Genomic DNA, 25,318 nt, shown 5'->3' on the forward strand with positions numbered 1-25,318 from the left:
TCCACAAGGGTCTCCGCTGTGCCACACCGTTGTCCCGAAATTCCCTCGGTCTTGGCACAACCGCCGCTTTCCGCCGCCCGGAGCGGGCCGCGCGTCGTACGCTCCGAGCGAGATGCACCAGATGCACCCCGACGTGACGTAAGGCGGCTGGAAGAGACATGGTCAGCAGCGAGTACGAGCGCAGGATCGCCGCCCGGTTCGCCACCTTCGACCAGGACGGCAACGGCTACATCGACCGGGAGGACTTCAGCGCGGCGGCCAAGGCGCTGCTCGCGGAGTTCGGCACCGCCGCCCGGTCAGACAAGGGGCAGGCCCTCTACATCGGCGCGGAGGCGTTCTGGCAGGGCATGGCCGGGATAGCGGACCGGGACGGCGACCAGCGCATCAACCGGGACGAGTTCGTCAACGGTGCCGTCAAGCGGCTGCGGGACAACCCCGACCGGTTCGCCGAGATCGCCCGCCCCTTCCTGCACGCGGCCCTCACCGTGGCGGACCGGGACGGTGACGGGACCGCGACGGTGGAGGACACCGCGCGCGTGCTCAGGGCCCTCGGCGTGGCACAGGACATCGCCCTCGCCGCCGCCGGAGCCCTGGACGCCGACGGCGACGGCAAGATCGCCGAGGCCGAGATCGTCCCCGCCTTCGCCCGCTACTTCACCGTGCCCGAGTAGCGGCATCCGAATAACGCTCGCGCAGCTTGTACTTGAGTACCTTCCGCAGCGTCTCGTTCCGCGGAAGGGCGTCCACCACCTCCAGCCGCTCCGGCAGCTTGTGGACCGACAGCCCTTCCGCGCGGAGGTACGACACGACGTCAGGCAAGGCCAACTCCGGGGCGTCCGCCGCCCGTTCCACCACCGCGCACACCAGCTCGCCCCGCTCCGCGTCCGGCAGTCCGACGACCGCCACGTCCCCCACCGCCGGGTGCGCGGCCAGCAGGTCCTCGATCTCCTTCGCCGAGATGTTCTCGCCCTTGCGGATGATCACGTCCTTGGAGCGGCCGGTGAGGACCAGATGCCCGGTCTCCGTGAGGAACCCCAGGTCACCGGTGCGCAGGAAGCCCTCCTCGTCGAAAGCCTCGGCCGTCTGCGCCGGGTCCAGATAGCCCTGGCAGACCGCCTCCCCGCGCAGCCGCACCTCCCCGTCCACGATCCGTATCTCCATGCCCTCCGGCGGCCTGCCCTCGGTCGTCGCGAGGTTCTCCGTCGTGTCGTCCGGCGAGCCCATCGTGATCATCGGCACCTCGGTCATGCCGTACCCGTGGGTGAGCTGGACGCCCATCTCACGCACGACCGCGTGATAGACCTCCGGCGGCTTCGGCGCACCGCCGCCCGCGAGCAGCCGCAGGGTGGGGATCACCTTCGCGCCCGGCTGCTTGCGCTGCTCCGCCAGGAACATCGAGTAGAACGCCGTCGACCCGCCCGCCACCGTCACCCCGTGCTTGCGGTACCCCTCCAGCGCGTCCGGCAGCGCGAACTGCTCGAACATCACCGCCGGGAAGCCGTACAGCAGCAGCATCACCGTGTAGTCGGGGCCCGCTATATGGGCGTACGGGAAGGCCATCGAGCCCACGTCGGCGGCGGTGAGGTGCAGTGCGTGGGCGAGGCAGGAGCCGCCCGCTATCAGCGAACGGTCCGTGTGGAGCACGCCCTTGGGGTCGGAGGTCGTGCCCGAGGTCCAGTAGATCCAGCGCACCGAGGTGCCCTCGGAGGGTGGTGCGGGGAGGGCGCCCGGATCGCCGTCGGGGAGATCGTCGTACGCCGTGAAGACGCCCTTGGCGCCCAGTCGCCGTGCCATCGCCGGGTAGTCGAAGCCCCGCCACTCGCCGGGCACGGCGAAGTACTCGGCCTTGGACTCGCGGAGCGCGAAGCCGACCTCGCGGTCGCGGTAGAAGGGGATGACCGGGGACTGGACGGCGCCGAGGCGAGCCAGCGCGAAGGAGAGCAGGGCCGTCTCGATACGGGTGGGCAGCTGCCAGGCGACGACCGTGCCCGGGCGTACTCCCATGCCGTACAGCCCGGCCGCCACCCGCTCGGCACGCGCGCGTAGTTCGCCGAAGGTCAGGGTGCGGTCGTCCTGGAGGAGGACCGGGCGGTCGGGGGTGAGATCGGCGCGGCGGGCGACCAGGTCCCAGAGGGTGCGGGCGGAACTCAGGGAGTGCGGGCTCTCGTTCACGTGTGCCCCCTGCTTGGCTGACGACTCGTCAGGTGACATGCTATCTGACGATCCATCAGATTGTGCCTGTCAGGTGAACACCGTCCGGCGGAGGGGATCATGCCGACCGAACTGCCCCGCATCATCAGCGTCGACGACCATGTGATCGAGCCCGCGCACCTCTTCGAGACCTGGCTGCCCGCCAAGTACCGCGACCGGGGGCCGCAGCCGCTCACCGCCGGGATCGGTGAACTCGCCTACGTGGGCGGCAAGTACCAGATCACGATGGACCCGGACGGCCCGCCCACCGACTGGTGGATCTACGAGGACCTGAAGTTCCCGTACAAACGCAACATCGCCGCCGTCGGCTTCGACCGGGACGAGATGACCCTGGAGGGCATCACCCGGGAGGAGATGCGGCGCGGCTGCTGGGACCCCAAGGCGCGCCTCGCCGACATGGACCTCAACCATGTCGAGGCCAGCCTCTGCTTCCCCTCCTTCCCGCGCTTCTGCGGCCAGACCTTCGCCGAGGCGCACGACAAGGAGGTCGCGCTGGCCTGTGTGCGCGCCTACAACGACTGGATGGTCGAGGAGTGGTGCGGCGGCAGCGGCGGGCGGCTCATCCCGCTGTGCCTGATCCCCTTGTGGGACATCGAATTGGCCGTCGCGGAGATCCGGCGCAACGCCGCGCGGGGCGTGAAGGCCGTGACCTTCTCCGAGATCCCGACCTACCTCGGGCTGCCCTCCATCCACTCCGGCTACTGGGACCCGTTCTTCGCGGTCTGCCAGGAGACCGGCACGGTCGTCAACATGCACATCGGCAGCAGCTCCCAGATGCCGGCCGCCTCCCCCGACGCACCCCCCGCCGTCCAGGCCTCCCTCAGCTTCAACAACGCCATGGCCTCGATGATGGACTTCCTGTTCAGCGGCGTCCTGGTGAAGTTCCCGACGCTCAAACTGGCGTACAGCGAGGGACAGATGGGCTGGATCCCGTACGCCCTGGAACGCGCCGACGACGTCTGGGAGGAGCACCGCGCGTGGGGCGGTGTGCGCGACACGATCCCCGAGCCGCCGTCGACGTACTACTACCGGCAGATGTACTGCTGCTTCTTCCGCGACCAGCACGGCGTCGCGTCCCTGGACGTCGTCGGCCGCGACAACGCCACCTTCGAGACCGACTACCCGCACGTCGACTCGACCTTCCCGCACACCAAGGAGGTCGCCCTCGACCATGTGAAGGGCCTCGACGACGAGACCGTCTACAAGCTCATGCGCGGCAACGCCATCCGCATGCTCGACCTGGACTTCGACAAGTAATGGACCTGTCGTACACCGAGGAAGAGGAGCAGTTCCGGGCGGAGTTGAGGCGGTGGCTGGGGACCGTACTGCCCACGCTGCCGGCCAAGCCGTCCCCCGACGACTGGCCCGGGCGCCGCGCCTACGACATGGGCTGGCAGCGGAGGCTGTACGACGCCGGGTACGCGGACGTGCACTGGGACGCCTCGCCGACCCTGCGGCTGATCTTCCTGGAGGAGACCGAGAAGGCCGGCGCGCCCTATGTGGGCGCCGGGTTCGTCGGGCTGCTGCACGCCGGGCCGACCATAGCCGCCGAGGGTACGGAGGAGCAGCGGGCGCGCTGGCTGCCGCCGATCCTGCGCGGGGACGAGGTGTGGTGCCAGGGGTTCAGCGAGCCCGAGGCCGGTTCCGACCTCGCGGCGCTGCGCACGCGCGCGTGGCGCGACGGGGACGACTACGTGGTGAGCGGCTCCAAGATCTGGACCTCGCACGCCGAAGTCGCCGACTGGTGCGAGCTGTTGGTGCGGACCGATCCGGCGGCGCCGAAGCATCGGGGGATCAGCTGGCTCGCGATGCCGATGGACGCGCCGGGGATCACCGTGCGGCCCCTCAAGACCCTTGCCGGCTCCGCCGAGTTCGCCGAGGTGTTCCTCGACGAGGTGCGGGTGCCGGTCGGCAATCGGGTCGGGGACGAGAACGACGGGTGGCGCGTGACCATGGTGACGCTGTCCTTCGAACGCGGTACGGCCTTCGTGGGCGAGGTCGTCGCGTGTCGCCGTGTGCTGCGTGAACTCGCCGCGGAGGCACGGAAGAACGGGCGCTGGGACGATCCGGCGCTCAGGCGGCGACTGGGGTCCCTCAACGCCGAGTTCCGGGCGTTGTGGCGGCTCACGCAGTGGAATGTGAGCGAGGCGGAGGCGCGGGGTGGGGGGCCGGGGGTTGGGGGGTCGGTTTTCAAGTTGCGGTATTCGCAGGTGCGGCAGTCGTTGTACGACGTTGCGGCGGAGGTGCTGGGGGAGGGGGCGTTGGATTTGGAGGCGCCCTGGGTGGTGGATCGGTTGTCGTCGTTGTCGTACACCATCGCGGCCGGGACCTCGCAGATTCAGCGGAACATCGTGGCTGAGCGGATTCTTGGGTTGCCGAAGGGGAGGTGAGGGGGTGCGGTTTCAACTGACGGATGAGCAGCGGGCTTTGCGCGATGCCGTGCGAGCCACGGTTGGTCGTCGGGCGGCTGCGGGCGCGTGGGGGTTGAGCGCGCAGTTCCCCGCGCCCCTTAGCGGCGATGCCCATCCCGGCATTGATCGGGTTCTGTGGCGGGCTCTTGGAGACCTCGGGTTCTTTTCTCTTCGGTTGGCCGAAGCCGACGGCGGGGCCGGACTCGGGCTTTCCGAAGCCGTGTTGGCCTTTGAGGAGGCCGGGCGGGCGTTGGTGCCCGGGCCGCTCCTTGCCACTCATCTTGCCGCCGGTGTGGTGCCCGGGGCGGATACCGGTGATGTGGTCGTCGCTGCCGTGAGCGGACGGCTCGTGGAGTGGATGGATGAGGCTGATGTCGTGTTGCCGGGTGCTGAGGGGGCCGTGCCGTTGCGGTCCGTGGACCCGTTGACGCCGTTGCATCGGGTGCCCGCTCCTGCGCCCACCGATTTCGTGGCCGTCCTTCTCACCGCCGCCGAGCAGCTCGGTACCGCCGCGCGTGCGTGCGAGCTGGCGGTGCAACACGCCCGGGCCCGCGAGCAGTTCGGGCAGCCGATCGGGGCGTTCCAGGCCGTCAAGCATCTGTGCGCGGAGCAGCTGGTGCGGGTCGAGGTGGCCCGGGCGGCGGTGTACGCGGCGGCCGTGACCGCGGAGCCGGCCGACATCGCGGCGGCGCGGCTGCTCGCCGACGAGGCCGCCGTGCAGGGGGCCCGCGACTGTCTCCAGGTGCACGGCGGCATGGGCTTCACCTGGGAGTCCGAGGTGCATCTGCTGCTGAAGCGGGCGTGGGTGCGGGCGCAGCGTGGTGGTGGACGTACGGAGAGTGAGGAGTTGCTCGCGGCCGAGCTGACGGCCTGACAGGGCCTGGTCTGCGCAGCGGCCGAGGCGCGGCCCGGAAATGTCGCGGACTGTGGCATACCGGAATCACGGAGCGTTGATACCGGGTTGTGTCCTATGCGTGACCCGTCACGGCCTGGAGTCGGTGTCCCGCTCCGGTACCTTCTGTGGGATGCGAGTGGTTCCGAGCACGAGCCGTGCCGGTGTTGCCTCCGAGGCGGCTCCGGACGAGGCGGTGCGCGCCGCTTCTCGCCGGGTGGGAGGGCCGTCGGCCCCCGCCTGTTCGACTCCCCGCAGCGAGCGTCGCACAGTATGCCGCACGCGTACTCCTTCGCGCTGGAATATGCCCGAAGCGCTTGTTGGGGTGACTGTACGTCAACCATGCTGTCTCGTAAGGGACTCACGTTCTGTGACCCCGGCTTTGGCCATTGTTCTGGCCATGCAAAAAATGGCTACGATCGTGGCCCTCGTGAGGCGCGAGGCTATGTGTCTGCCGGTTCGGATGGTGTGAGCGGTGCAGGTGCTTCAAGTGCAGCTGGAGATCCGGCCCGACCCCGCTGAGGTGGGACGAGCCCGCAGGTGGGCGCGGTCGCGACTCGCCGGGTCCGGCATAGGGGCCGACGAGCCGCTCGCCGAGACCCTCATCCTGCTCGTGTCCGAACTGGTCACCAACGCCGTGGTGCACACCGGCTGTCCGGCCGTGCTCCGGCTGTCGCTGCCCGGTGCCGAGACCGGAGAGGCCACCGTCCGCCTGGAGGTGGCCGACACCAGCAGCTGTGCGCCGGTGCCGCGTTGTGTCGACGGGGACGCCACGGGCGGCCGGGGGCTCGCCCTGGTCGACGGCCTCGCCGACCGCTGGGGCTGGAGCCCCGAGGGTGCCGGCAAGCGCATCTGGTGCGAACTCGACCGGTGCGCGCAGGACGGCCGCGCGGCCACGTCCGCCTTCGGGGGCGGGACTTCGGCGTTCGAGGGCTACGAAGGTTTCGCGTACGAGGCGGTGTAGAGGCGGTGCAGGGGCGGTGCAGGGGCCGCGTGATCGGTGCACGGCTGCACGGTGCCCCGGTCGTCTCCTCCGGGCGGGGAGTGGTGCGCCGTGATGTGCTTCTGTGCGCGCCCGTCACAAATAGGGCGTAAGTAATAAAAACCCCGGCAGATATTGACGCCGTGTGTCCGTTTGCTCACGCTTGTGGCAAGCGATTCGCCGCGAGGGGACGACGAGGGTTTCGGTGACGGGAGCCCTCGCCGAGTGTGGGTCGTTGATTCGGCGTCGGTTCCCCTCGGGGCCTGGGAATCGGGGCGGGTACGCCGAGTCGGACGGCGGTGCTCGGTGCCGCCGTCCGACCACCTTCAGAGAACGGCGACCGGTGCCACGGGAGTTCCGGTCGCGCCGATGAACGGCTCGGGCATCGCCGACAGCAGGAACGTGTAGCGGCCCTCTTCTCCACAGGCTGTGGACAACTCTTCGAGGTTCCAGTTCTGGCCCTGAAGCATCCCCATCTCCACGAGGTCCAGAGCGTGCACGGGCAGCCACAGGTCCTCGACCTCGGGCGGAAATATCTCGAAGGTCAGGGTGTCGTTCGCGACCGCCGCGACATCGCGCGCGTGGAACCACTCCGGCGTACGGATCGACAGCCCGGGCGACGGATAGCCGTACGCGTGCTTGTCGCCCGCGAGATAGACCTGGATCTGCCCCGTCCGTACGAGCACGATATCGCCGGCCCGCACGCGCGTGCCCGCGAGTTCCTCGGCCGCCTCCAGGTCCTCCGGGGTGACCGCGTGGCCGCCGTCGAGCCGGGCGACGCCACGCGCGCGTGCCACGTCCAGGAGCACCCCCCGCGAGACGATGTGCCGCGCCTTGTCGATGCCGCTGAACTGCGCGCCGCCGTGCGGGGTGATGGTGTCGGCCGGGCGGCCGTTGTAAAGCCTCCCCGAGTGCGAGACGTGAGTGAGCGCGTCCCAGTGGGTGGCCGCCTGAAGGCCCATCGTCACGGCGTCGTCGCTGCACGCCACCGTCCCTGGGCCGAAGATCTCCTGGTTGATCTGCACCATGGCGTGCAGCGGGTTGACCCGGCCCGGGATCATGCCGGTCTGCACGCCGTCCTGTTGGAGCGGCAGGGCGAGGGGGACGCGGCGACCTGTCCTGACCTCGGCGGAGGCCTGCCGCACCACCTCGTCGGTGATCAGGTTGAGGGTGCCGATCTCGTCGTCGGCGCCCCAACGCCCCCAGTTGTTCACGCGCTTGGCGATGTCGTGGAACTCGGCCGGCAATGTCATCGGCGCTCCCCAGGGGCTTGTCTCCGGGTATCTGACGGGTCATAAAATCTAACGGTCCGTCAGAAACCGCGGGAAGGGGCCGGTCGTGGGGAACTTCTTGGCAGGCAAGGTCGTCGCCGTGACGGGGGCCGGGCGGGGGATCGGGCGGGCGGTGGCGATCGCGGCCGCGGCCGAGGGGGCGCGGGTCGTCGTCAACGACTACGGGGTGTCCGTGGACGGGTCCTCGCCGACCAGCGAGGTCGCCGAAGGGGTCGTCAAGGAGATCGTCGCGGCGGGGGGTGAGGCCGTCGCGGTGGCCGACGACGTGTCCACGATGGCGGGCGGGCAGCGGATTGTCGACGTGGCCCTGTCGTCGTACGGGCGGCTCGACGGGGTCGTGTGCGTCGCCGGGATTCTGCGCGAGCGGATGCTGTTCAACATGACCGAGGAGGAGTGGGACTCGGTCGTCGCCACGCATCTGAAGGGGACGTTCACGCTGTTCCGGGCGGCGTCGGCGGTGATGCGGAAGCAGCGGGGCGGGACGCTGATCGGGTTCACCAGCGGAAACCATCAGGGGTCCGTGTCGCAGGCGAACTACAGCGCGGCGAAGGGCGGGATCATCTCGCTGGTCCGGAGTGCGGCCTTGGGATTGCACAAGTACGGGGTCACCGCGAACGCGGTGGCGCCTGTCGCTCGTACGCGGATGTCTGCCGGGGTTCCGATGGAGCTGGCGGAGATCGGGGAGCCGGAGGATGTGGCCGCGCTGGTGGTGTATCTGCTGTCGGATCAGGCTCGGGAGGGCGGGGTCACGGGGCAGGTGTACACGATCGCGGGGGCGAAGTTGGCGGTTTGGGCTCAGCCGCGGGAGCTGCGTGCGGCGTATGCGGTGGGTGGGTGGACGCCGGAGGCGATTGCGGAGTTTTTGCCGGGGGCGGTTGGGGTGGATCCGATGCCGATGCTTGCGCGGGTGGCGGCGATGGAGGAGGCAGCGCGGGACGGGGCTCGGCCTAACGCCTAATAGCTCGGGTGGAGTTGTTGTTTTGCGGGTGCGGGCCGGATGTGGCTGGTCGCGCCCACGCGGCGGAGCCGCAAATCGACACAGCCCCGCGCCCCTTCAGGGAGTCGACATGCCCGGTGTTGAGAGGTGAGGTTCGTGGACTTTGGGTTCAGTGCCGCTGATGAGGGCTTCCGTGGGGAGGCTCGGGCCTGGCTTGCTGCGCATGCCTCGGACGCGGGTGATCGGCGTGCGTGGGAGCGGGAGCTCGGTGCCGCCGGGTGGATCGGGATCGGGTGGGCCGAGGAGGGGTACGGGAATCGGACCCTTGGGCTTACTCGGCAGGTTGTCTGGGCCGAGGAGTATGCCCGTTCGAGCGCTCCTCCTCGGTCTGGGCACATCGGGGAGAATCTGCTGGCGCCCACCCTCATCGCTCATGGCAGCCCCGAGCAGAAGGCGCGGTTTCTGCCCGCTATTGCCGCCGGGGACGAGCTCTGGTGTCAGGGGTACAGCGAACCCGGGGCCGGGTCGGATCTGGCCGGGGTGCGGACCGGGGCCGTGCGGGACGGGGACTGCTACCGGGTCAGTGGGCAGAAGATCTGGACCTCGCTCGCGCAGGACGCCGACTGGTGTTTTGTGCTGGCCCGGACCGAAGCCGGGTCGCGGCGGCATCAAGGGTTGTCTCTGCTCCTCGTGCCCATGGACCAGCCGGGGCGTATCGAGGTGCGGCCGATACGGCAGTTGACCGGGACCAGTGACTTCAACGAGGTCTTCTTCGACGGGGCACGCGCGCGTGCGGAGCATGTCGTCGGGGGCGAGGGGAACGGCTGGCAGGTGGCCATGAGTCTGCTCGGGTTCGAGCGGGGGGTGTCCACGCTGGCTCAACAGATCGGGTTCGCGGAGGAGTTGGGGCGGGTGGTGCGGGCCGCCGTCGACTCGGGGGCGGTGGACGATCCCGTCGTACGGGAAAGGCTCGTCCGGCAGTGGGCCGAACTGCGGGTGATGCGGTGGAACGCGCTGCGCACGCTCGGGCGGGCCGGGGACGCGGGGGCGCCCAGCGTGGCCAAGCTGCTGTGGGGCGGCTGGCATCAGCGGCTCGGGGAGCTGGCCATGGCGGTTCGGGGGGCCGTGGGGAGCGTCGGGCCGCGGGAGTGGGATGCCTCGTCGCCGTACGAACTCGACTCCTTCCAGCATCTGTTCCTGTTCTCCCGGGCCGACACCGTCTACGGCGGCTCGGACCAGATCCAGCGCACGATCATCGCCGAGCGGGTGCTCGGGCTGCCCAGGGAACCCAAGGGGGTTGTGTGATGCGCGGCGTCTTGTTCGACGGGAAGCGATTCGAGGTCGTGGACGACCTGGAGGTGCGGGAGCCGGGGCCCGGTGAGGTGGCTGTCGCTGTCGCGGCTGCCGGGTTGTGTCACAGCGATCTGTCCGTGGTGGACGGGACCATTCCTTTTCCTGTGCCGGTGGTGCTGGGGCATGAAGGGGCGGGCGTGGTGGCGGCCGTGGGGGCGGGCGTGACCCATGTGTCGGCCGGTGATCATGTCGCGCTGTCCACCCTCGCCAACTGCGGGACCTGCGCGGAGTGCGACCGGGGGCGGCCCACCATGTGCCGGCAGGCCATCGGGCGGCCGGGGCAGCCGTTCTCGCGCGGTGGACGGCCGGTGTTCCAGTTCGCCTCCAACTCGGCGTTCGCGGAGAGGACCGTGGTGAAGGCCGTGCAGGCGGTGCGCATCCCGAAGGACATCCCGCTGTCCTCGGCCGCGCTCATCGGGTGCGGGGTGCTGACCGGGGTCGGGGCCGTGCTCAACCGGGCCCGGGTGGACCGGGGGGACAGTGTGGTCGTGATCGGCACCGGGGGCATCGGGCTCAACGTCCTCCAGGGGGCCCGGATCGCGGGGGCGCTGCGGATCGTCGCCGTGGACGCCAATCCGGCCAAGGAGGCGGTGGCGCGGCAGTTCGGGGCGACCGACTTCCTGACGTCGGCGGAGGGCGTGCGGGAGTTGCTGCCGACCGGGGCGGACCATGTGTTCGAGTGCGTGGGGCGGGTCGAGCTCGTCCGGCAGGCCGTCGATCTGCTGGACCGGCACGGGCAGGCGGTCCTGCTCGGGATGCCGCCGGCCGGGGCGGAGGCGTCCTTCGTCGTGGCGTCCATGTTCCTGGACAAGTCGATCCTGGGCTGCCGTTACGGTTCGTCGCGGCCGCAGCGGGACATCCCGCTGTACGCCGAGCTGTACCGGGAGGGGCGGTTGCTGCTCGATGAGTTGGTGACGCAGACGTATCCGGTGGAGGAGTTCGAGCGGGCCGTCGCGGACGCGGAGGCGGGGAAGGTGGCGCGGGGGGTGCTGACCTTCTGAGGCGAGGGATGCTGACCTTCTGAGGCGGGGGGTGCTCACCTTCTGACGGTCGGCGCCGAGTTATCCACAGGCCCGGAAAATCACTGCCGCGTTGTCGGTGCCGCCGCCTACGGTCGTTCGCATGACCTACCGCGACGTCGCCTCCAAGTCGGTGCTGATCTGGGCCTGTACGGCCGTCGGCTCCCGTATGCCGGTCGCGATGGCGCCGTTGGCGCTGGTCTTCCTGGTCCGGGAGCGGCCCGGTGGGTACACGCTGGGGGCGGCCCTCGCGGCGGCCTATGTGATCGGCGAGATCATCGGCGCTCCGGTGCTCGGGATGCGGCTGGACCCTGCGCGTGGGCGTCGGCATCTGGTCGTCGGGCTCTTGGGCGGGGCGGTGGCGTTCGCGGGGCTGGGGGTCTTGCCCGGCGCGCCGAGCGGGGTGCTGGGGGTGTTGGCCTTCGTGGCCGGGTTCATGCCGGGGGCGGTCACCGGCGGGCTGCGTACGCTGCTGACCTCGCTGGTTCCGGAACGCGCCGTGGCGCAGGCGCTGTCCACCGAGTCGATGCTGATGTCCGGGGTGTGGGCCGTGTCGCCGGTGGCGGTCGCCGGACTCGCCCTCGGCATCGCGCCGCGCGCCCCGCTGCTCCTCGCCGCCGCCCTGATGGCGTCGTCGGTCGCGGGGCTGTGGCTGCTTCCCGCCCGCTGGGACGAGGAGACGCACCAGGGGGAGGACGGCGGGTCCTCGGCCTTCCGGGTGCTGATACGCGCTTGGCCGGTGTACGTCACGGGTGCGGCCAGCCTCACCCTGCTGGGCCTCGCCGAACTCACCCTGCCCGCCCTCTTGGAACAGCGCGGCATCGGCGTCGGCTGGACCGGGCCGATGCTGGCCGGCATGGCCGGGGCGGCGGGACTGGGGGCGTTCCTGTACGGGCTGCGGGCGTGGCCGGGGCGGCTGCGCAACCGCAGTGTGGTGCTGATGGGCGGCATGTCGGCCTTCGTGGCCCTCGCCGCGCTGATACCGGGCGCGGCCGGGATCGCGGTCGCCCTGGCGCTCGCGGGCACCCTCCAGTCGGGTGCGCTGATCACGCGCAACCTGTCCCTGCGGGAGGCCGTTCCGCCGGGTGCCGCGGCCGCCGGGTACTCGGTGATGTACGCGGCGGCGGGGGCGGGGTACGCGGCGACGGGGTCCCTCGCCGGTGGGCTGCTCCAGGTCGTGGCCCCGTCCACGGCCATCCTGGCGGGCGTGGCACTGGGACTCCTGCTCACCGCGCTCGGCTGGTGGGGAGAGGTCCGCGGCGAGGCCCGGGCGAAGGCGTCAAGTACCGCTGGGGACGCGGGCGATGACACCGGCGCCGGCCTCGGCGCCCGCGCGGAAGGTGCGCCGGTAGCTCGTCGGGGTGACGCCTAGCGCCGCCTGGAGGTGCTGCCGCATCGACTGGGCCGTGCCGAAGCCGGCGTCCCGGGCCACCTGGTCCACGGACAGGTCGGAGGACTCCAGCAGATGCCGGGCGCGCTCCACCCGCTGCTGGGTGAGCCACTGGCCGGGGCTGATGCCGGCCTCCTCGCGGAAGCGGCGCGTGAAGGTCCGTACGGACATCGACTCCTGCTCGGCCATGTCCCGCAGCTGGATCGGCTCGTGCAGCCGGTCGAGCGCCCAGGCGCGGGCCGCGGTCGTGGTGGCCAGCTGCGGCTCGGGCACCGGACGCTGGATGTACTGCGCCTGCCCGCCCTCGCGGTGCGGCGGTACGACGGTGCGGCGGGCCACGGCGTTGGCGACCGCGGTGCCGTGGTCGCGGCGCAGCATGTGCAGGCACAGGTCGACCCCGGCGGCGACGCCCGCGGAGGTCAGGACGTCGCCGTCGTCGACGTACAGGACGTCCGGGTCGACCTTGATCTTCGGGAAGAGCCGCTGGAGGCGCTCGGCGTCGATCCAGTGCGTGGTGGCCGGGCGGCCGTCGAGATAGCCGGCGGCGGCGAGGACGTAGACGCCCGTGCAGATGGAGGCGAGCCGGGTGCCCGGGCGGATGTGGGCGAGCGCGGCGGCCAGTTCGGGGGTGAGGACACCCTCGTCGTAGACCGGGCCGAACTCGTAGGAGGCGGGGACGATCACGGTGTCGGCGGTGGCCAGGATCTCCGGGCCGTTCGGCACCATGACGTCGAAGTCGGAGTCCGTGCTGACCGGGCCCGGCGGCCGGACCGAGCAGGTGACGACCTCGTACAGCCGCCGCCCCTCGGCGTCCCGGGGGCGCCCGAAGATGCGGTGCGGGATGCCCAGCTCGAAGGGGAGCAGGCCGTCCATGGCGAGGACGACGATGCGGTGCGGACGGAACCCCGGTTCGCTGCTCGGCTCACTGCTCATGGCCCGATCCTAACGAATGCTGTCCTTCGGGCCACTCGATGCGATGAGATCCGGCCGCGATGCTCTATGGCGTGACTCAGACGAGAGAGGCCGCAGCCGCCGCACAGGAGACCCCGAGCCCCAGGAAGCCGCGCATCCACCGGGCGTGGTTCGTCGCCGCCGTCACCTTCGTGACGATCATCGGCGCGGCCGCCTTCCGGTCGCTGCCCGGGCTGCTCATCGACCCGCTGCACCAGGACTTCGGCTGGTCGCGCGGCACGATCAGCGCCGCGGTCTCGATCAACCTCGCCCTGTACGGGCTCACCGCCCCCTTCGCCGCCGCGCTGATGGACCGCTTCGGCATCCGCCGGGTCGTCGCCGTCGCCCTGACGGTGATCGCGGTCGGGTCCGGGCTGACCGTGTGGATGACGGCGGCCTGGCAGCTGATGCTGTGCTGGGGCCTGCTGGTCGGTCTGGGGTCGGGATCGATGGCGCTGGCTTTCGCGGCGACCGTCACCAACCGCTGGTTCACCGAGCGGCGCGGCCTGGTCACCGGCATCCTGACCGCCGCCTCCGCCTCCGGCCAGCTGATCTTCCTGCCGGTGCTGTCCTGGATGGTGGAGAAGCACGACTGGCGCCCGGCCGCCGTCACCGTCGCCCTCGCCGCCCTCGCGGTCGTCCCCTTCGTCTGGCTGCTGTTGCGCGACCACCCGGCCGACGTGGGCCTGAAGCCGTACGGCGCCGAGGAGTTCGTGCCCAAGCCGGAACCGGTGCCGGGCGCCGCTCGCCGCGCGGTCACCGTCCTGGTCAAGGCCGCCCGCACCGGCCCCTTCTGGCTGCTCGCAGGGACCTTCGCCATCTGCGGCGCCTCCACCAACGGCCTGATCCAGACCCACTTCGTGCCCGCCGCCCACGACGCGCACATGCCGGTCCAGGCGGCGGCCTCGCTGCTCGCGGTCATCGGCGTCTTCGACGTCGTCGGCACGATCGCCTCCGGCTGGTTCACCGACCGCTTCGACGCCCGCCGGCTGCTCGCCATGTACTACGCGCTGCGCGGCGTCTCGCTGCTCTTCCTGCCGATGCTGCTGGCCCCGAGCGTCCACCCGCCGATGCTGTTCTTCATCGTCTTCTACGGCCTGGACTGGGTCGCCACGGTGCCGCCCACGGTGGCGCTGTGCCGCGAGCAGTACGGCGAGGACAGCGCGATCGTCTTCGGCTGGGTGCTGGCCTCGCACCAGGTCGGGGCGGCGCTGGTGGCCTTCCTCGGTGGTGTGGCGCGGGACGTCTTCGGGTCGTACGACATGGTCTGGTACTTCTCCGGGGCGCTGTGCGCGGCGGCGGCGCTGATGGCGCTGGTGATCCGGCGGAAGCAGACGCCGGTGCCGGCGGTGGCGGCGGTGGCCTGAGGTACGGCCTAGAGGAAGCGCCCCTTGTGGAACAACAGGGGCGCCGCGTCCTCGTCGCCCGTGCCCAGCGCGTCCACGCGGCCGACCACGATCAGATGGTCGCCGCCGGTGTGCACCGCGTGGATCGTGCAGTCGATCCACGCGAGCGTGTCCGCGAGGCGCGGGGAGCCGGAGCAGGGCGCCGCGTCGTACGCCACGCCCGCGAACTTGTCCGCGCCGCTGACCGCGAAGCCACGGCACAGGGCGCCCTGGTGGGCGGCCAGGACGTTGACACAGAAGACGCCGGCGCGGGCGATGCGGGGCCACGTCGCCGACGTACGGCCGACCATGAACGTGACCAGGGGCGGGTCGAGGGAGAGCGAGGAGAAGGACTGGCAGGCGAAGCCGGCGGGGCCGGACTCGCCCTCGGCGGCGGGTGAGGTGACAACGGCCACGCCCGTCGCGAAGTTCCCCAGCACCCGCCGGAACTCGCCCGGCCCGACCGGCGCCCGCTCGTCCTCGCCGACACAGCGCAGGTCAGGGCGGGGCAACGGCTCCACCGGCCTTGCCGATCCGGTTGACCTGAGATAGCGGACGGCTGCCTCGGCCATGCCTGCTTGTCCCATCACCCCTCCATTGAAGCTGACGGAGTGTCAGATGGGAAGGGGCGGTGTGAGGCGGCGGCAGGGCCTTCGTACCCTTCCGGCATGGGGTGGGGAGAGACAAGACGGCAGCTCGCGGACGCCTGGAAGTGGTCCGAGCTGCACACCGCGGCGGCGACGGCCGCGCTTCAGGTGCCGGTGTTCTGGCTGATCGCGTGGCTGACGACGATCAACGACGACGACTACGGCAGCGGCATCAACGCGCTCGCCGGGGCCGTCCTCCTGCTGGTGCTCGTCCTGCTGCCGTTCCTCACCACCCTGTACGCGGCCCTGTTCACGATGCCGACGCTCGTCCTCGCGCGCGTGGCCGCGCGTCGGCTGCGCGGGCCGGAGTGGCTGTGGCAGCTCGGGGCCGTGATCCTGGTGAGCGTCTGCTGGGTGCTCGTCATGGCCGGGTGGTCCGCGCCCGTACCGGCACTGCTCGGCGCCACGGGGATGCTGACCGCGTTCGCGCTCCTCCCCCTCCTGGCCGTCGCCTACGCCCGCCGCCGCGCCCGGATCAAGGGACGTGCCTGGGGGTTCTTCGGCGTCTGGCTCCGCTCGGCCGCCGCCACCTTCGGGCTGTGCGTCCTGATCGTCGGCGGCGCGATCGCGGCCACCTTCGCCGGACTGCTCAAGGAGTACGAGCCTCCGACTCTCTCCGCCGAGCAGCTCACCGGCGTCTGGCACGGCGACGGCGGCGCGGTCCTGAACCTGCGTGCGGGCGGTCGGGTCGAGTTCACCGACCTCCCGCTCGAGGACCCCGACGGCTGGGAGTCCGTGCGCTGCGACGGCACCGGCACCTGGACCGTCGACCGGGGCGACGCCTACGCCGGGGAGGGGCCCGAGGAGCGGGACGGGGTCGTCGTACGGCTGGACGGCGGCTGCGGTGAGCAGACGTACTGGACGATCGGCGGGACGGAACACGACCCGGAGCTGTTCGTGCTGTTCGGTGACCCCGACGCCGGCGACCTGCGGATTCTCAAGAAGAAGTGATGCCCGTCAGCGCCCCTTGAACTCCGCGCCGCGCCGCTCCACGAAACTCGCCACCCCTTCCCTCGCGTCCGCCGTCGTCATGTTGATCTCCTGCGCGGCGGCCTCCGCGGCGAACGCGGTGGCGCGGTCGGTGTCGAGGGAGGCGTTGACGAGCTGCTTGGTGAGCGCGAGGGCGCGGGTTGGGCCGGCGGCCAGGCGCTCGGACCACTCGCGGGCCGTCTTCGCCAACTCGCCGTCCGGGACGACCCGGTTGACCAGACCCAGGCGCTCGGCGTCGGCGACGGTGAGCGCGTCGCCGAAGAACATCAGCTCCTTCGCGCGCTGGGGTCCGACGAGGCGGGGGAGGAGGTACGCGCCCCCGCCGTCGGGGACGAGTCCGCGTCGTACGAACACCTCGATGAACTTGGCCGATTCCGCGGCCAGTACGAGGTCGCAGGCGAAGGCGAGATGGGCGCCGATGCCGGCCGCGGTGCCGTTGACCGCGGCGATCACCGGCTTCTCGCAGTCGAGGACCGCGGCGATCAGGCGCTGGGCGCCCGACCGGAGCATGCGCGCCACATCACCCGCGACCCGCTCACCGGACCCCGTACCGCCCCGCAGGTCCGCGCCCGCGCAGAAGCCGCGCCCGGTCCCGGTGATGACCACCGCCCGCACCCCGGGGTCGGCGGAGGCGTCCGCCAACAGCCGGATCAGGAGGTCCCGTTGGTCGGGGTTGAGGGCGTTGAGGGCCTCGGGCCGGTTGAGGGTGATCGACGAGACCTGGTCCGTGACGGTGTGCAGCACGTCGGCGCTCACCGGCACACCACCAGCGCGTCCAGCGCCACCGCGCCCTGCCCGCGTGGCAGGACCATCAGTGGGTTGATGTCCAACTCGGCCAGTTCGTCCCCGAGTTCCAGGGCCATGCGCTGCACCCGCAGGACGACCTCGACGAGCGCGTCGACATCGGCCGGCGGCCGCCCCCGCACCCCGTCCAGCAGGGTCCGCCCGCGCAGGTCGCCCAGCATGTCCCGGGCCTGTTCCTCGGTGAAGGGCGGCACGCGCACGGCCGCGTCGCTCAGGACCTCCACCAGCACGCCGCCGAGCCCGACCGTCACCGTGGGCCCGAAGAGCTCGTCGTGGGTGACGCCGACGACCATCTCGACGCCCCGCTCGACCATCTGGCAGACCAGCACACCGTCCAGGGAGACGCCCTCGTAGCGGGCGATGTCGGTCAACTCCCGGTAGGCGTCGCGGACCTGGCTCGCGGAGGTGAGCCCGATCTTCACCAGGCCCAGCTCGGTCTTGTGGGCGATCTGCGCGCCGGACGCCTTCATCACCACCGGGTAGCCCACCAGGCCCGCCGCGCGTACGGCCGCCGCCGCGCTGGTCACCAGCTGCTCGCGCGGCACGCGGATGCCGTACGCCCGCAGCAGCTGCTTCGCCGCGTGCTCGCTCAGCTGCTGACCCGGGCGCATCAGGGCCTGTGCCTTGCGGAAGGACGGCGAGGTGGTGCGGGGGGCCTCGTCGAGGGGGGAGCGGTAGGCGGCGGTGAAGCGGTGGTGGTCGAGGTAGGCGCGGACCGCGGTGATGCAGTTGCCGACGGTGCGGAAGGTGGCCACCCGGGAGGAGCCCAACAGGACCTCGCGGTACGCCGGTTCGGTGCCGACCGGCGAGCCCCACACCACGCAAACCAGCTTGTCCGTCTCCTCGGCCGCGTCCACCAGGTCCTGGATCAGCCTGTCGCTGAGCGGCGGGAAGGGGCCGGTGACCGGGCAGATCAGCACGCCCACTGCCGGGTCGTCGAGGATCGCGTCGATGATCTTCCGGCCGCGCCAGTCGCCCACGGGATGCCCGCCGTTGTCGACCGGGTTGGCCACGCTCAGGTACTCCGGTATCCACTGGTGCAGCTCGGCCTGCTTGGCGTCGGAGAGCGTCGGCAGCCGCAGGCCCGCCTCCGTCGCCAGGTCGGCGAAGTGGGCGCCCGTGCCGCCCGAGATCGAGTAGACGACGACCCCGTCGGCGCGTGGCGGGCGGGCCCGGGCCAACAGGGCGGCGGTGTCCTGGAGTTCGTCGAGGCCGTCGACGCGGATCACGCCGAACTGCCGCATCGCCGCGTCCACCACCGCGTCCGCGCCGGTCAGCTTGCCGGTGTGGGAGGCCGCGGTGCGGGCGCCGGTCTCGGTGCGGCCCACCTTGACCGCGACCACCGGCACCTTGCGGCGGGCGGCCCGGTCGGCGGCCAGCAGGAAGGAGCGGCCGTCCTTGAGGCCCTCGACGTAACAGGCGATGGCACCGACGTCCGGCTGCTCGGCGAAGTAGGAGATGAAGTCGGCGGTCTCCAGGTCGGCCTCGTTGCCGGTCGGCGCCCAGTGGGAGAGGCGGATGCCCAGCTCCTGGAGGGCGAAGACGGGGCGTCCCTGGTGTCCGGACTGGGTGATGAGGGCGATCGCCGGCCCGTCGAGGTCGTCACGGAACCGTTCGAAGGCGTTGAGGTTGGTGTTCGGTCCGAGCAGCCGCATCCCGGACCGCCGTACGGCGGCGGCCAGTCGGTCCTGGGCGGCGGCGCCCGCCTCGCCGGTCTCCGCGAAACCGGAGGCGAAGACGACCGCGAACTTGACCTTGGCCTCGGCCAGTTCCTCGACCACCGGAAGTGGGTCGGCGACCAGCAGGACGGCGAGGTCGACCTGCTCGGGCAGCTCGGCGACGGACGCCACGCAGGGGATGCCGAACACGGAGGGACGGCTGGGATGCACCGGGTGCAGCCGGGCCCCGACGCGCTCGGCCCAGCCGAGCAGCTGCCGGGTGACGCCGGTGTTGGGCCGGCCCTCGGTGTCCGAGGCGCCGATCACGGCGACGGACTCCGGCCGGAAGAAGCGGTCCAGATCGGGGACGTCGCCGTACAGCGGGCGGCCACTGACGTCGAGGTCGTCGACGTCGGCGGGCCGGCCGTGGACGGCGGGCCCGGGTTGCTCGCCGCATGCGATGACCCGGGCCCGGCGGGAGTCGGTGGTGAGGGTGCCGTGGGTTGATCCAAGCATCGGTCCGCCCGCTCCTGTGTGACAGCGATTAACTGACGCAGTGTCAGATTAAAGGAACTGACGCTGTGTCAGGAATGGCCGTGCACGCAAAGTTGGGCGTGACGGGTCAGAGGGCGCCCAGCACCTCCTTGGCCACCCGCTCGCCCGACCGCACCGCACCGTCCATGAACCCCATCCAGAACGTGGACGTCTCCGTCCCCGCCCAGTGGATGCCGCCGACCGGGGTGCGCAGAGCCGGGCCGTACTGGGTCAGCACACCGGGTGCGGCGATGGAGACCGGGCCGCCGCGGGTGTAGGGCTCGTTGTTCCAGCGTTGCAGGACGAAGGAGGAAGGGGAGGCGGCTTTCTCGCCGAAGTACGTCGCGTAGTCCTTCAGCACGGCGGCCCTGACCTCCGCCTCGCTCGCCGCGTCGAACTTACGGGCCTCGTCGGCCTCGATGAAGCCCATGAGGGCGCCGTAGGAGGCGTCGGGAGGGGAGTTGTCGAAGGTGGAGCTGACCACGCCGGAGTCGCTGACGACCTGGCCGTTGAGGCCGTCGGCGCGCCAGAAGGGGGTGTCGTAGATCGCGATCGCCTTGCCGACGGAAGCCATCGGCAGGCGCTGGGTGAGCTGGTCGCGGGCGGCGGGCAGGGCCGGGTCGTAGGTGATGCGGGCGGCGATCGGCGGGGGGACGGCGACGACGACCCGGCGGGCGGTGACCGTGGTGCCGTCGGCCGTCACGACGTATTGGGAGCCGGACTTGGCGATCGAGCGCACCGGGGAGTTCAGCACCACCCGGTCGCCGAGGGTGGCGGCGAGCTTGATCGGGACCAGTTGGGAGCCGCCGACGAAGCGGAGTTCCTGGGCGCCGCCCGCGGTCTCGGTGAGGCGTTCCAGGGTGCCCGGGTTCGAGGCGTTGCCCGCGGCGGCTATGTAGAACAGGACGAAGAGGAACGAGAGTTCACGGGGCTCGGCCGAGAAGATCGACGTGCAGGCCACGTCGAAGAGGAACTTGGCCGAGGGGATCACGGCGTTGGCGCGCAGCCAGGTCTCGAAGGTCTGCCGGTCCCATTCGTCGGCCTTGGCGGCGGTCCAGGGGGCGTCGACCGGGATCTGCTTGGCCAGGTCGTCGAGGGTGGCCTGGACGATCGCGGCGTTGGCGAGGCCGGCCGCGTCGATCGGCGGGACCGAGCCGAGGAGGCCGTCGGTGGCGTACGGGGTTTTCTTGCCGTCCTTGTAGAGGAGGTTCTTGCCGGTGTTGTAGGTGGCGAAGGTCGCGACGCCGAGGGCCCTGATGCGGTCCTGGGTGGGGCCGATGAACTCGCCGCCGCCCTCGGTGACGCCGCCGTTGGTCAGGGAGAGGTTCAGGACCCGGCCGCCGACGCGGTCGCGGGCCTCCAGGACGACCACGGTCCTGCCGGCGGCCACCAGGTCGCGGGCCGCGGTGAGTCCGGCGAGCCCGGCGCCGACGACGCACACGTCGGCCGTCCGGGTGGCCGCGGCGGCCGTCCCGGCGGCGGAGGCGGTGAGGCCGACGGCACCGGCGCCGGCGGCACCGAGCAGGGAACGGCGGGAGAGCTGTCTTTCGGTTGCCACGTGCGTCCTCCGAGGAGAGGGGTGGGGTGGAGCCGGAAAGATGAGCAGTGCTCGCATTCTGGCCCCGCACGGTGGCGCAAAACAGCTCCCCCGACTGACCCGTGAGTCACATAGGACACATGTGCAACGGCCGTCGTACTGAAGGAGGTTGAGATCTTCTACGTACGTACGGCTATGTGCGCACCGCGTCCAGCCGGGCCGCCGACCCCGTCCGCGCGATCGCCTTCGCGATCTTCTCCGCGTCGATCGCCAGCTCACGGAACATGCCGCTGATGGGGTTGGTGTAGCCGGTGAAGTAGAGGCCGGGGGCGTTCGGCGGGGTGTGGGCGCCGTGCACCAGCGGCTTGCCGCGGGCGTCGAGGACCTTCAGGTGACCGACCAGGCCCTCCAGGGCACGGACGTAGCCGGTCGCCGCGATCACCGCGTCCGGGGCGATGCGGTCGCCGTCGGCGAGGGCGACCTTGCCGTCCTCGAAGCCGTCGACGGCGGCGACGATCTCCACCTTGCCCGCCTTGACGGCGTCGATGAGGCCGACGTCCTGGACCGGGATGGACCCCTCGGTGACCCGGCTGTAGAGGCCGGTGTCGGGGCGGGGCAGACCGTGGGCGGAGAGGTCGGGCACGCTCAGCTTGCCCATGGGGCCGGCGAGCCGGTCGACGAGCCCGACCGGCAGACGCCGTACGAGCACGCCGGTGTACTGGGCGGCCCAGCCGGCCGTCGAGCGGCGGACGATGTGCGGGGTGGTGCGCACCGAGAGACGGACGCGGGAGGCGCCGCCCTCCACCAGGTCGACGGCGATCTCGGCGCCGGTGTTGCCGACACCGACGACGAGCACGTCACGGCCGGCGTAGGGCTCGGGGTTGCGGTACTCCGAGGCGTGCACGAGGTCGCCGGTGTAGCCGTCCCGGCCGGGCCAGTCGGGCAGGTGCGGGGTGTGGTTGTAGCCGGTGGCCACGACCACCGCGGCGCCGGTCAGTTCACGGCCGCCGGTGGCGTGCAGCAGCCAGCCGGTGCCGTCGGCGGAGCGCTCGACCCGGGAGACCTCGACGCCGGTGACGATCTCCAGCTCGTGGTACTCCGCGTACTTCTCCAGGTAGCGCACCACGTTGTCGCGGGACACCCAGCGCCCGAATCTGCGCGGCATCGCCAGGCCCGGCAGGCCGGAGAGGCGGCGGGTGGTGTGCAGATGGAGGCGGTCGTAGTGGCGCCGCCAGGAGGCGCCGACGCGGTCGGACTTCTCCAGGACGACGGCGCGCACGCCCTGGGCCCGCAGCGCGTACGCGGCGGCGAGTCCGCCCGGGCCGCCGCCGATGACGTAGACGGGGCGGGCGGCGGTGTTCGGCTCCGCGCCGGAGGGCGTGGAGGACGCTGTGGAGTCGGCCATGTGCGCGAGCGTAATCACGCACCGGGTTGATGGGTCTCGGTCAAGACCGGAATTGGTTGCGGATTGATCACGCCTGTAGGAGGAGTGGGTGGGGCTCGTGGCGTAGGGCGCCTGGTTGTGGCGGTCCGATGGGCAGGTGCCACGGCGCCGAGCCCGGTCGCAGGGGGAGGGGCTCGGCGCCGTGGGTGCGGTGGCCTGGTTCTTATGACGGGAAACCGGCACCGCGTTCAGGGGGCTACTTGGCCTTGGTCTTGGGGCCCTTGTAGCCGGTCACCTCGGCGATCCAGGTGATGAAGTCGCCGGGGTCGGTGTTGGCGCCGTGGCCCTCGTCCCAGTAGTAGAGGTGGTTCACGTCGTCGCCGAGGCCCTTCGCGGCGGCGGCGAGGTTGGCGGAGACCGTGTGCGAGGTGTCGGAGTCCTTGGTGCCGAGGCGGATCCACCAGTGCTTGGAGCGCTTGCCGTTGACCTTCTCCACCAGGTGGTACATCGGGTTCATCAGGTCGAGCTTCGCGGGGATGTCGCTCGCGACGCGCTTGCTGCTGAGGCCGGTCGTGTCGTTCTTCGCGCCGTACGCCGTGAAGTGGCGGCTGAGGGTGGTGCCCGCGCCGAACTCGTTGTTCTCGCCGGCCGACAGGTCGAAGGCGTCGAAGGCCGGGGCGTCCTTCTTGCGGGCGCCGACGTGGGTGAGGAAGTCGGCCCAGGTGAAGGTCGCCTTGCCGCCGGACCAGGTGAGGAAGGTGTTCTTCGCCAGGTACGTCTCGCGGTCCGCTTCCGACAGGGCGGCCAGGTAGGCGGTCGCCGAGGGCTCCATGTACTGCTTGAGGAGGTACGCGTCGTAGTTGCGGGCGGTGAGCGTGCCGAAGCCGTTCAGGCCGCGCAGCCTCAGCCCCGCCTGGTACTCGGCGAACTGCGACTGGAGCGCCTTGGAGACGGTCTGGTCAACCTGCTTGCCGGTGCTGAGCGCGTTGGCGCCCCAGTTCCACTCGTAGGCGCCGTCGGCGTGCTCCAGGTCGGTGATCGGGCACCAGGCGCCGGTCGCGAAGATCGCGTCGGAGGCGTCGGCCGCGCCGAGCTCCGCCAGGTAGGTGTCGTAGAGCTTGCTGTCGCCGGAGGCGCCGAGCAGGGCGGACAGGGCGCCGCCCGCGCTGGTCCCGGCGGAGACGATCCGGTCCACGTCGCCGGGGATACGGCCCTTGTTGGACCGCACGTACCGCACGGCGGCCTTGAGGTCGACGATGGCGGCCGGGGCGGTGCCGTAGTACTCGCCGGCGGAGTTCTTCAGGGTGCGGCCGCGGGCGCCGGGCTCGACGACGACGTAACCGGCGGCCAGCGCGAGGAGCTGGTTGGTGTTCATCGCGCCGCCGGTGGCGTTGGTGTTCCCGTTGGCGTTGGGCAACGCGGAGGCGGAGGCGGAGCTCGTGGGAGCGCCGCTAGGGGCACCGGCCCCGCCGCCCATGCTCATGCCGCCGCCTCCGACCTCGGTGGCGTCCGCCACGGAGGAGGGCATGTAGCCGCCGACGGAGTTCGCGAACAGGATCGGGGCGTCGCTCGCGTCGATCGCCGTACCGTCGATCTCGACCGGGACGCTGACGTTCAGGCACTGGTACGTCTCGTCGACCGGCTTGGCCACGTACGTGATCGCCTGCCAGAAGCGGTACGTCACCTCGTGGTCGTCGCCGTCGGTGTCGGTGACCGTCTTGGTCTTCTCGGTGTAGGCCGTCGGGTCGAAGACCAGGCCGGAGTCGGTGGTGGCGTCGCCGCCCTCGCTCGACGCGTTCGCGTTCAGGGCGATGCCCCCGACCGCCGCGACCCCCGCCGTCGCGCCGATGCCCATGACGACGGTCCTGCGCTTGACTGCCCTGTGCTGCACGGTTCGACTCCCTCGGAATTCGGCTTGCGTCTGCGAACCTAGCTTCAGTGGCGACAAAATTGCCAACAATCTGAGGTCATTCATGGGGGACGCACAGTTTCATGGCCCGCGCACAGCCGCTTCTCATGGAAACCGAAGGCTTCCGGCGGCCCTGTATCTGACGTACCGTCAGATCTCATGGACACGATCTGGCTCACCGGTGCGGAATGGCTGGCCGTCCTGCGCATAGGTCTCGGGCTGTGGTGGCTGGAGAGCTGGCGGCACAAGGACAAGAAGACGTGGTTCGAGGGCGGCGGGATCACCTGGGCCGCGGACATCGCCGCCAAGCACCGGTGGACGCCGGTCCGCAGCGGCTTCGAGGTGGTCGTGCGGCCGCGTCCGAAGACGATGGCGTACGTCGTCGCCTACGCGGAACTGGCACTCGGCCTCGGCCTGATCCTCGGCCTGCTGACCCCTGTCGCGCTGGTCGGCGGACTGCTGCTCAACGTCCTCTACTTCACGCTCATGATCCACGACTGGGCGGAGCAGGGGCAGAACTCGATGATGGCGCTGATCTCCGTGGTCGGCCTGTTCGGGATGTCCTGGCAGACGTGGTCGCTGGACAACGCGCTGGGTTGGTTCTGATGAGCGCGGCCCGCCATGACCTTCCCGAGGCGGACGACTTCACGCGCGCGTACTGGGACGCGGCGGCGGCCGGCACGCTCCTGATCCGCCACTGCCGGGCCTGCGACCGCCCGCACCACTACCCCCGCGAGTTCTGCCCGCACTGCTGGAGCGAGGACGTCGAGTGGCGGCCGGCGAGTGGGCGGGCCGAGCTCTACACCTGGTCCGTCGTCCACCGCAACGACCTGCCGCCGTTCGGCGAACGCGTCCCGTACGTGGCCGCGGTCGTCCGACTGGCCGAGGGGCCGCGGATGATGACGGAAGTGGTGGACGCCCCGCCGGAGACGCTGCGCGCGGGCATGGCACTCCAGGTCGGCTTCCGCGACGGCATCCCGGTGTTCCGGCCCGGAGGATGATCGACGGGCCCCCGATATCGGCGCCCGCGGT

General features: G+C 71.1%; 22 protein-coding genes. 13 read left to right on the forward strand and 9 right to left on the reverse strand.

Translation table 11 applies throughout. The features are described from left to right. Positions 1-158: 158 nt before the first annotated feature. Positions 159-671 (forward strand): EF-hand domain-containing protein, encoded by a 513-nt coding sequence (locus tag IQ210_RS22375; protein WP_194080861.1) that lies wholly within the window; start codon positions 159-161, stop codon positions 669-671. On the opposite strand, the gene IQ210_RS22380 is transcribed toward IQ210_RS22375, so the two are convergent. Then, complete coding sequence (locus IQ210_RS22380) at positions 655-2,211, reverse strand: class I adenylate-forming enzyme family protein (protein WP_228048202.1); 1,557 nt, start codon at positions 2,209-2,211, stop codon at positions 655-657. The two genes, IQ210_RS22375 and IQ210_RS22380, sit on opposite strands and share 17 nt — an antisense overlap. Before the next feature lie 60 nt (positions 2,212-2,271). Between IQ210_RS22380 and IQ210_RS22385 the strand changes: the two genes are divergently transcribed. From IQ210_RS22385 to IQ210_RS22400, 4 genes are all read left to right on the forward strand, one after another. Beyond that, entirely contained in the window at positions 2,272-3,468 is a 1,197-nt protein-coding gene (locus IQ210_RS22385; protein ID WP_194080863.1) for an amidohydrolase family protein, read from the forward strand. Next, positions 3,468-4,601, forward strand: a complete 1,134-nt coding sequence (locus IQ210_RS22390) for an acyl-CoA dehydrogenase family protein (RefSeq protein WP_194080864.1) — start codon at positions 3,468-3,470, stop codon at positions 4,599-4,601. Before IQ210_RS22385 ends, IQ210_RS22390 begins: the two co-directional genes overlap by 1 nt. A gap of 4 nt (positions 4,602-4,605) precedes the next feature. Next, complete coding sequence (locus tag IQ210_RS22395; protein ID WP_194080865.1) at positions 4,606-5,496, forward strand: acyl-CoA dehydrogenase family protein; 891 nt, start codon at positions 4,606-4,608, stop codon at positions 5,494-5,496. A 508-nt stretch (positions 5,497-6,004) separates the two neighbouring features. Beyond that, positions 6,005-6,478 carry an ATP-binding protein gene (locus tag IQ210_RS22400; RefSeq protein ID WP_194081207.1) on the forward strand — a complete coding sequence of 158 codons (474 nt, stop codon included), beginning with the start codon at positions 6,005-6,007 and terminating at the stop codon, positions 6,476-6,478. A gap of 344 nt (positions 6,479-6,822) precedes the next feature. Here IQ210_RS22400 and IQ210_RS22405 read toward each other — a convergent pair whose 3' ends face one another. Next, on the reverse strand, positions 6,823-7,749 hold the full coding sequence (locus IQ210_RS22405; protein ID WP_194080866.1) for a cyclase family protein: 927 nt from the start codon (positions 7,747-7,749) through the stop codon (positions 6,823-6,825). Between the two features lie 85 nt (positions 7,750-7,834). On the opposite strand from IQ210_RS22405, the gene IQ210_RS22410 reads away from it, so the two are divergent. The 4 genes from IQ210_RS22410 to IQ210_RS22425 all read left to right on the forward strand — a co-directional run bounded on the left by IQ210_RS22410 (position 7,835) and on the right by IQ210_RS22425 (position 12,469). Next, positions 7,835-8,746, forward strand: coding sequence for an SDR family oxidoreductase (locus tag IQ210_RS22410; RefSeq protein WP_194080867.1), 912 nt, complete (start codon positions 7,835-7,837; stop codon positions 8,744-8,746). Between the two features lie 135 nt (positions 8,747-8,881). Beyond that, the gene (locus tag IQ210_RS22415) at positions 8,882-10,030 is read left to right on the forward strand and encodes an acyl-CoA dehydrogenase family protein (protein WP_194080868.1); all 1,149 of its coding nucleotides are present in this window, start codon (positions 8,882-8,884) and stop codon (positions 10,028-10,030) included. Continuing rightward, positions 10,030-11,079 carry a Zn-dependent alcohol dehydrogenase gene (locus IQ210_RS22420; protein ID WP_194080869.1) on the forward strand — a complete coding sequence of 350 codons (1,050 nt, stop codon included), beginning with the start codon at positions 10,030-10,032 and terminating at the stop codon, positions 11,077-11,079. The genes IQ210_RS22415 and IQ210_RS22420 overlap by 1 nt, the downstream gene beginning before the upstream one ends. Before the next feature lie 121 nt (positions 11,080-11,200). Then, positions 11,201-12,469: an MFS transporter gene (locus IQ210_RS22425; RefSeq protein WP_194080870.1), complete on the forward strand. Its 1,269-nt coding sequence runs from the start codon at positions 11,201-11,203 to the stop codon at positions 12,467-12,469. On the opposite strand, the gene IQ210_RS22430 is transcribed toward IQ210_RS22425, so the two are convergent. Beyond that, positions 12,377-13,420: a GlxA family transcriptional regulator gene (locus IQ210_RS22430; protein WP_194080871.1), complete on the reverse strand. Its 1,044-nt coding sequence runs from the start codon at positions 13,418-13,420 to the stop codon at positions 12,377-12,379. The two genes, IQ210_RS22425 and IQ210_RS22430, sit on opposite strands and share 93 nt — an antisense overlap. 59 nt (positions 13,421-13,479) lie before the next feature. Here IQ210_RS22430 and IQ210_RS22435 point away from each other — a divergent pair, with 59 nt between their 5' ends. Beyond that, positions 13,480-14,805, forward strand: a complete 1,326-nt coding sequence (locus IQ210_RS22435) for an MFS transporter (protein WP_228048204.1) — start codon at positions 13,480-13,482, stop codon at positions 14,803-14,805. Between the two features lie 8 nt (positions 14,806-14,813). Here IQ210_RS22435 and IQ210_RS22440 read toward each other — a convergent pair whose 3' ends face one another. Beyond that, complete coding sequence (locus IQ210_RS22440; RefSeq protein ID WP_194080873.1) at positions 14,814-15,410, reverse strand: flavin reductase family protein; 597 nt, start codon at positions 15,408-15,410, stop codon at positions 14,814-14,816. Between the two features lie 81 nt (positions 15,411-15,491). Here IQ210_RS22440 and IQ210_RS22445 point away from each other — a divergent pair, with 81 nt between their 5' ends. After that, positions 15,492-16,421: a hypothetical protein gene (locus IQ210_RS22445; protein ID WP_194080874.1), complete on the forward strand. Its 930-nt coding sequence runs from the start codon at positions 15,492-15,494 to the stop codon at positions 16,419-16,421. 6 nt (positions 16,422-16,427) lie between these two features. On the opposite strand, the gene IQ210_RS22450 is transcribed toward IQ210_RS22445, so the two are convergent. From IQ210_RS22450 to IQ210_RS22470, 5 genes are all read right to left on the reverse strand, one after another. Beyond that, positions 16,428-17,222, reverse strand: a complete 795-nt coding sequence (locus tag IQ210_RS22450) for an enoyl-CoA hydratase/isomerase family protein (RefSeq protein WP_194080875.1) — start codon at positions 17,220-17,222, stop codon at positions 16,428-16,430. Further along, entirely contained in the window at positions 17,213-19,438 is a 2,226-nt protein-coding gene (locus tag IQ210_RS22455) for an acetate--CoA ligase family protein (protein ID WP_194080876.1), read from the reverse strand. The genes IQ210_RS22450 and IQ210_RS22455 overlap by 10 nt, the downstream gene beginning before the upstream one ends. Positions 19,439-19,544: 106 nt before the next feature. Further along, positions 19,545-21,014: a flavin monoamine oxidase family protein gene (locus IQ210_RS22460; RefSeq protein ID WP_194080877.1), complete on the reverse strand. Its 1,470-nt coding sequence runs from the start codon at positions 21,012-21,014 to the stop codon at positions 19,545-19,547. Between the two features lie 172 nt (positions 21,015-21,186). Continuing rightward, entirely contained in the window at positions 21,187-22,398 is a 1,212-nt protein-coding gene (locus IQ210_RS22465; protein WP_194080878.1) for a flavin-containing monooxygenase, read from the reverse strand. A 235-nt stretch (positions 22,399-22,633) separates the two neighbouring features. After that, entirely contained in the window at positions 22,634-24,232 is a 1,599-nt protein-coding gene (locus tag IQ210_RS22470) for a subtype B tannase (RefSeq protein WP_194081208.1), read from the reverse strand. A gap of 213 nt (positions 24,233-24,445) precedes the next feature. Here IQ210_RS22470 and IQ210_RS22475 point away from each other — a divergent pair, with 213 nt between their 5' ends. Together IQ210_RS22475 and IQ210_RS22480 are read left to right on the forward strand one after the other, a co-directional pair. Continuing rightward, on the forward strand, positions 24,446-24,892 hold the full coding sequence (locus tag IQ210_RS22475) for a DoxX family membrane protein (protein ID WP_194080879.1): 447 nt from the start codon (positions 24,446-24,448) through the stop codon (positions 24,890-24,892). Then, positions 24,892-25,287: a Zn-ribbon domain-containing OB-fold protein gene (locus tag IQ210_RS22480; protein WP_194080880.1), complete on the forward strand. Its 396-nt coding sequence runs from the start codon at positions 24,892-24,894 to the stop codon at positions 25,285-25,287. The genes IQ210_RS22475 and IQ210_RS22480 overlap by 1 nt, the downstream gene beginning before the upstream one ends. Positions 25,288-25,318: the final 31 nt, after the last annotated feature.

This window comes from Streptomyces justiciae (assembly GCF_015163075.1).
GTDB lineage: Bacteria > Actinomycetota > Actinomycetes > Streptomycetales > Streptomycetaceae > Streptomyces > Streptomyces justiciae.